The sequence below is a fragment of the Isobaculum melis genome, from assembly GCF_900111355.1.
In the GTDB taxonomy this organism is placed as follows: domain Bacteria; phylum Bacillota; class Bacilli; order Lactobacillales; family Carnobacteriaceae; genus Isobaculum; species Isobaculum melis.
On sequence record NZ_FOHA01000004.1, the window covers coordinates 156,450 to 164,236 of the forward strand.

Genomic DNA, 7,787 nt, shown 5'->3' on the forward strand with positions numbered 1-7,787 from the left:
GTGGAATTATGACAACAGAAGTAGAAGTAAAACTAATTGAAAAATTTAGTGAACGAAAAGTAAGAGGAGAGCTAAGAAAGGTTATCTTTTGGTATGATGCAGAAAGTACTTTTAGCAAAGCCATTTCTGAATACAAGTTAGATCAAGTGATGATATTGAGAGTTGATGATTTTAGTTATTTTCAGATTAAATATTTACTTGAAATAGTTTATACGCAAAAAAATATTCTCCTTTATTTTAATACAGCAAAGCCTAAGGGAATTGATAATCCTTTATTAGATATTTTATTGTATAGTGAAGAGTTTGAAATGGATTCTATCGTAAGCTTAATGAATTTGTTAGCTATTGAAGAGCCAGAGATAAAACAAATATTTGAAACATATCGCTCTTTTTTTCTTCAAGAAAAATTAGCTGGTGTTTTTTCTAGCATGATACAGTTAAAAAGTAAAGTAGAACAAAATGATATAGAATTAGGAATTTTATGTGTTTTAACAAATACGAAAGAACTAAGATTTTCAACCGTACTTATTCACCTTTTTATTGAGGAGATAACAAAAAAATCAGCTTATTGGCGTCAGATTGAAAAATATCAATTAGCCCCCTTTTTTTGGAAACAAGTAACTTCTTTTTTGGGGTATGAAGGAGAACAAAATATTAGAGATTTGATTTGTGCTATTTTTAAAACGAAGGCATTTATTGATTTTGAAGAGCAGGTACCGCGAAATTGGCAAAATCAACGATTGCACCAAAGTAATAATTGTATTGTATTTCTTAGTCAATGGATGAACCGTAAAGATTTAAATAAAGGCTATCAAAAATGTTCAATAGAAATTGCAAAGAATCTTAGAATTCCTTCCTTTATTAAGAAAAAAGCGATTGAATTTTTAGCTAAGAGTGACTCTTTTATTGACTATGATGATGCCATTATTTCTCAGGTTGCTGAGCAACTATCTTTTGGTACACTTCATTATGATCGATATGAGAAAATTTTAATAGATCGACGAAATACATATTGGTTTCAGGAAAGATCTCATGAATACCAGTTATTAATTGAAGGGATTCGGTTATTAAGGAATATTCAAAACTGGCAAAATAAAGTGGATTTAAAAACAAAAGAAGCGATTTGGCAGTGGTATCAAGCAGAAGGTTATGAGATTGATGCTTGCTATCGACGATTTTGTACAGAATATCAAAAAATTACAATAGAAGTTCCTGAAATTAACACATTAAGAAATATGATTGAAGCCATTTATAAAAATGAATTTCTAATGTTATTTGGTGAATACTGGTCTCAATTTTTTGAAAAGGAAGAGTCTTTTCAAATTTTAGCAACTTCTACACAGAAAGATTTTTATGAAGAATATGTAGCATCTTTTGAAAAAAGTGGACATCGTATTTTTGTTATTATTTCAGATGCATTTAGATATGAATGTGCATCTGAGTTAACAACGCAATTAAATATGGAACATCGTTTTAAAGTTTCTCTTAATGGCATACAAGGAATATTTCCGTCTTTTACAGAACTTGGAATGGCTGCTTTATTACCACATCAAAAAATGATGTTAATGGATAGGTATATTGAGTTGGACGGTAAGCGAACAACAGGGATTGAGTCTCGAAGAAAAATCTTAGAAGATAAGATAGGGAAAGGTAAAGCAACAGCTTATTCTGGAAAAGATTTGTTGAATCTAAGTAGAATGGAGTTGAGGGAGCTTTATAGTGGAACAAGTATCAATTATATTTATCATAATACGATTGATAGTATTGGTGATCATGCTTCAAGTGAAAACCAAGTGTTTACTGCAGTAGAAATGGCGTTATCAGAATTAACTAGATTGATACAAAAATTAACTGTAAATGTGAATGCATCTAGATTAATTATTACAGCAGATCATGGTTTTATTTATTCAGAATCACCGTTGAAAAAAATAGACAAAATCCCGATACAGGATAAAGAAGTACTTGTTAGAAATAGGCGCTTTATCTTGAATAAAGTGAATAAAAACCAAGGGAATACACACACTTTTTTGATTCCAGAATTTGATAACCAAGTAATCTATGGGCATACACCAATCGGAAGTAAGCGCTTTTCTATACAAGGAGGTGGTGCTAATTTTGTCCATGGTGGTATGATGCCTCAAGAAATTATGATACCAGTTTTGGAAATTAAGACAGAAAGGGGAAAAGAAAGCTATAAACAAGTACAGGTTCAACTCTTAAGTGAAAGGAATAAAATCAATAATATTGTAACTTATTTAGATTTTTTACAAATCCAACCAGTTAGAAATAATCTTTATCAAAAGCGAGTTCATGTATATTTAGAAGATGAAGATAACGTACGCATCTCAAATGAATTATTATTATTAGCAGATTCGTATAGTGAAGACGCAGAAGAACGAATTATGAGGGAAAAATTAGTACTTTTCAGTCAAACCTATCATGTGAATGCTAACTATTATTTAGTTATGGTTAATGAACAAGACAAATCAGATATTCATAAAATTCGTTTTTCTATAGATTTGACATCAGATAGTGATATGTAATTGTAAAAAAATAATGATAATATTCATAGCTGTTTGTAAGGAAAAAATAGTTTTCACTTATTTTACTGATTAGATCAATTCATGTAATCAGTAAAGTAATGAATTAATTGTAGCTGGATAATTTTTTTCAACCCTTTTTCAGTAAGTTGATATGAATTTTTATTAAAGGTTAAATAATTGTCAGAAATCAATTTCCGTAAATTATTTGTTAAATTATTTACACCAATTCTCCCTTGATCGAGGTAGATTTTTTTGAAGAAGTTGCGATTGAAGTTAATTTGTCCTTTTCCAACTTGTAATTGGGTACTTAGTAGGATGAATTCATATTCAAAAAGTTTAGTCATGTTATCACCTCCTTTGTTTAAAATGTATACCCATCTATTGATAGATACTGAAAAATATACAGAAAAAAAGAATAGAAAAAATTTTTTTATTTTAATAGAATTAAATATAAAACATTTATAAATAGGTCTTGCATTCTTTTGAGGATTAGACTATAATTGTGTGTAGAGTTATAGCTGACTCTGTAAGGAAATTATAGTAAAGAATGTGCTAATGCACATTTCTGTAAAGCTCTAACCCCACACCTATTTTAGGTGTGGGGTTATCTTTTTTTATCATTGAATAAACACCTATTTTATTAAATAATCTATGCTATAATGAAGTCAAATGAAAAAGTCAGGAGTGACAGTATGGGGTATAGAATAGGATTAGATATTGGGATTACATCAGTAGGTTATGCTGTTTTGAGGACAGATGAAAAAGGTGAACCAATCAGAATTGAACATTTAAATTCAGTTATTTTTCCAATTGCTGAACATCCAAAAGATGGGAAATCGTTAGCTTTACCAAGGAGAGAGAGTAGAGGGGCTAGAAGAAGGACTCGTCGCACAAAATTTAGAAAATATCGTACAAAAATGTTGTTTATTCGTCATGGCTTACTAACAAAGAATCAAATTGAAAAAATTTATAACCAAAATTTGGGTGGACAGTCAGTTTATGAATTACGAGCTAAAGGATTAGATCAGGCATTAACCAATGAAGAATTATTTAGAATTTTTTATTTTTTTTCTGGTCACCGTGGCTTCAAGTCAAATAGAAAGTCAGAACTTACTGAAAAAGATATGGGACCAGTTCTTTCAGCAATTAAAGAAATAGAAGACAAGTTAGAGGATGGCAACCATCGCACATTAGGTGAATACATGTGTAAGGATGAAAAATACAAGGAACGCAAGCGTAATAAAGAAGGGAAAGAGCGTTATTTAGGCACTGCAAATAGAGCCATGATAGAAATAGAAATTAAGAAAATCATAGAGACACAACGTTTGCTTGGAAATACCGATTTATCGTCAGAATTTGAGATAGAATATATTGGAGATGGCTCTAAAACAGGTATATTTAATGATCAAAGAGATTTTGAAGATGGCCCAGGATCTGGACCTTATGCAGGAAATCAAATTGAAAAAATGATTGGTTTTTGTACTCATGAGCCAGATGAAAAACGTGCACCTAAGGCAAGTTATACATTCCAATATTTTGATTTACTATCCAAATTAAATAATTTAAAATATCAAGAACATATTGGAGAAAAATATCAAGAGCTTACACTAGAGCAAAAAAATCTTATTAAAGAAAAAGTACTTAGTAGTAAAGAAGTAAAATTTTCAGCGATTAAAAAATTATTAGGTTTATCCTCACATGCCCGGTTCAATTTAGTAACATATGGTTCTAAAGCAACGATTGAAGAAACTGAGAAAAAAACGAAATTTTACAGCATGTCTTCTTATTATAAGTTAAAAAATTCATTACCAGAAGCATTTTTTAATCAATTAACAGCAGAACAATTAGATGAAATTGGTTATATTTTAACCGTTTATTCGAGTGATCATAGAAGAAAAGATGAATTTTATGGGCGACTGGCATTTCCTGAACAAATAGTAGAATCTCTATTACCAATTAATTTCAGCAAGTTTGGTAACTTGTCATTAAAAGCAATGAAGAAAATTATGCCTTTTTTAGAGATGGGATTTAATTATTATGATGCAAGTGCACAAGCTGGTTATGATGCAACCTATAAAAAGATTGATGCTAAGACAATTCATGAAGATGTAAATAATCCTGTGGTAAAGCGTGCGGTGAGTCAAACAATTAAAATAGTGAATCATATTATCTCAAAATATGGCAAGCCGGACGCTATTAGTATTGAATTGGCAAGAGAACTTGGAAAACCTCATGATATTCGTAAAAAAATTAGTAAATCTCAAGAAACAAATCGTATAGTAAACGAAAGAATCGCTGATAAGTTAAGAGAACTCGGAATTATTGTAAATGGAGAAAATATTATTCGGTTAAAATTATGGGAAGAGCAAGGTGGGATGGACCCTTATACAGGTTTAGCGATTCCCTATGCTCATGTATTTTCTGATAGATATGAAATTGATCATATTATTCCGTATAGTTTAACGTTAGATGATAGCTATGGAAATAAAGTACTAGTAAGTGGTGCAGCAAATCGAGAAAAAGGAAATAAAATTCCTTTGGATTATTTAGCTGGTGATATTGACCGAATCCACAAATTAGAAGCCATTGCAGGGGATATTAAAAATCCACGTAAACGTGAAAAATTATTAAAAAAACAACTAACAAAAGAAGATATTGAAGGATGGAAAACAAGAAATCTTAATGATACACGGTATATTTCCGTATTGTTGCACAACTACTTCAAACAAAATATTTCATTTGCCAAATTAGAAACAGAGAAGAAACAACGTGTCTTCGCAGTTAATGGGACAATTACTGCAAAATTAAGAGCGCGATGGGGTTTCAATAAAATTAGAGAAAATGGAGACCAGCATCATGCACTAGATGCATTAATTGTTGCATGTGTGACACCTAAGTATGTGAAAGAAGTGACAAATTTCAGCAAAAGAAAAGAAGTTAGAGGAAATAGTCAACTATGGGAAAGAAAAGAATATTTACAAGAAATTGAAAATGAAGTTGTGACAAATAAAGAAGATTATGACAGGATATTTAACCAAGCTTTCCCTTATCCTTGGCCAAAGTTTAGAGATGAAGTTATCTGCCGAATGTCAGAGAATCCATCTGAATTAATGCAGAACTATCAATGGAAAACTTATACCGATGAGGAGATTTCTACATTAAAACCAATTTTCATTGTAAGAAGACCAAATAAGAAAGTAACGGGTCCTGCACATCAAGAGACAATTAGAAGTGCAAAGCTCAAAGAACAAGGAAAAAATATTAGTCGTGTGTCTATTAGTAAATTAAAATTGAATAAAAATGGTGAAATTGTTTCAGGGAATGGTACTTTCTATAAAACGGAAGATAACGGCTGGCAATTACTATATGAAAAATTAAAAAATGAACTAGAAAAAAATGGAGGAAATGGAGAATTAGCATTTCCCACAGGAGCATTTACTTATCAGCATTTAGAGAAGTCCCATACTGTTAGAAAAGTCAAAATTGAAGCGAAAACAACATTACAGGCTGTTTTAAACGAAGGCAAAGCTGTTGCTGATAATGGTTCAATGGTGAGAATTGATGTGTTTAGGACAAATGGGAAATATTTATTTGTGCCTATTTATGTGAAAGATACTGTAGAGAAGGACTTGCCGAATAAAGCTTGTGTAGCTCATAAACAGCATCTAGAGTGGCCTATTGTAAATGAGGCAGATTTTCAATTTTCACTTTATTCGGGAGATTTAATTCGTATTCAACATAAAACAGGAGTGAAACTTGTATCTAAGGATGGGTTAAAAGAAACCAAAATAGAGCCTGATTTTATTGGATATTATGTTGGTGCAAACATCTCAACTGCGAGTATATCAGGAGATAATCATAATAACTATTATCGGTTTGAAAGCCTTGGAATAGCAACATTGGTGAATTTAGAAAAATACCAAATTGATTATTTTGGAAACTATTATAAAGTCAAAGAAAAACAACGTCAGAAATTTCATGAAAACTAGGATGTGAAGTATATGGCTTTTCGAAATATCTATATTGAAAATCCCGCAAAATTAAGTATTAAGAATCAGCAATTAGTGATTAAACAGGATGAAGAGTACCAAATACCTGTTGACGATATTCAAAGTGTGATGATTGAGCATCAACAATGTAGTATTACAATTCCTACTATTTCTTATTTAGCAGAAAATCAAGTGGCTTTATTTACTTGTGATGAGCGACATTTACCTTGTTCAGTTTTATTACCATTGGGAAATCATTCTAGAAAATTACAAATATTAAGTTATCAATTTGGCTTACAAAAAAGAACAAAAAACAGAATTTGGAAAAAAATTATTCAACAGAAAATTATCAATCAAGGGAAATGCTTGGCTTTTAATAAGAAAGACGAGTCTGAGGTTTTATTTTCCTTAGCCAATAGAGTAGAAGAAGGTGATCGAACTTTTTGTGAATCACAAGCAGCTCAAATTTATTTTTTAGCATTATTTGGAGAAGGGTTTAATCGGCGTCATGATCATATACAAAATGCTGCATTGAATTATGGCTATTCTATATTAAGAGGTGTTCTTGCAAGAGATATTTGTGCTTATGGTTTAGAACCATCTATTGGTGTTTTTCACAGAAATGAATTAAATCCTTTTAATTTAGCAGATGATTTGATTGAACCTTTTAGACCATATATTGATTTATGGGTTGCAAAGAATGTTTATGAAGAGGATTTAATGCTGACTTCAAAAATGAAACGAGAGCTTTTTTCTTTATTGTTTACCAAGGTTCCTATTGACGAGGGACATCATTCATTAGCAAATGCGTTAAAAAAAATGACCTCTTCTTTCACTGCTTGCTGTAGAAATAATAGCGCAGCACTATTAAAAGTTCCTGAACTAATGAAACTACAAGCACACGAGTATGAATAGATTTATGAGAATGCTTGTGATGTTTGACTTACCAGTAGGAACAAAAAAAGAAAGAAGAGAAGCAACACGATTTAGAAAATATTTGTTAAGTGAAGGGTATGTTATGATGCAGTTTTCTGTTTATTATAGAATTTGTAGTGGTTATGATATGGTTAGAAAATATGAAAGAAAGCTCGAGAATCATTTGCCTAAAAAAGGGTCAGTAAGAATGGTCTGCTTGACAGAAAAGCAATTTTCAAATATGAGGTTATTAGTTGGAGATGAGATAGTGAATGAAAAAAAGGTAAATGCTTCAAGTTTGTCCATTTTTTAGCCAAAGGAAACCCCGTAGTATCGTTGT

5 protein-coding genes are annotated in these 7,787 nt (G+C 31.0%); 4 read left to right on the plus strand and 1 reads right to left on the minus strand.

The window, feature by feature from the left end:
- Positions 1-8 precede the first annotated feature (8 nt).
- Positions 9-2,543: a BREX-1 system phosphatase PglZ type A gene (gene pglZ, locus BMW29_RS05115; RefSeq protein ID WP_092651010.1), complete on the plus strand. Its 2,535-nt coding sequence runs from the start codon at positions 9-11 to the stop codon at positions 2,541-2,543.
- A 74-nt stretch (positions 2,544-2,617) separates the two neighbouring features.
- On the opposite strand, the gene BMW29_RS05120 is transcribed toward pglZ, so the two are convergent.
- The gene (locus tag BMW29_RS05120; RefSeq protein WP_092651012.1) at positions 2,618-2,887 is read right to left on the minus strand and encodes a hypothetical protein; all 270 of its coding nucleotides are present in this window, start codon (positions 2,885-2,887) and stop codon (positions 2,618-2,620) included.
- A 348-nt stretch (positions 2,888-3,235) separates the two neighbouring features.
- Between BMW29_RS05120 and cas9 the strand changes: the two genes are divergently transcribed.
- The 3 genes from cas9 to cas2 are packed head-to-tail and all read left to right on the plus strand — an operon-like array spanning position 3,236 to position 7,760.
- On the plus strand, positions 3,236-6,532 hold the full coding sequence (gene cas9 / locus BMW29_RS05125) for a type II CRISPR RNA-guided endonuclease Cas9 (protein WP_177165680.1): 3,297 nt from the start codon (positions 3,236-3,238) through the stop codon (positions 6,530-6,532).
- 12 nt (positions 6,533-6,544) lie between these two features.
- Positions 6,545-7,447, plus strand: coding sequence for a type II CRISPR-associated endonuclease Cas1 (gene cas1, locus BMW29_RS05130; RefSeq protein ID WP_092651016.1), 903 nt, complete (start codon positions 6,545-6,547; stop codon positions 7,445-7,447).
- Positions 7,440-7,760 carry a CRISPR-associated endonuclease Cas2 gene (gene cas2 / locus BMW29_RS05135; protein WP_092651018.1) on the plus strand — a complete coding sequence of 107 codons (321 nt, stop codon included), beginning with the start codon at positions 7,440-7,442 and terminating at the stop codon, positions 7,758-7,760. Before cas1 ends, cas2 begins: the two co-directional genes overlap by 8 nt.
- Positions 7,761-7,787: the final 27 nt, after the last annotated feature.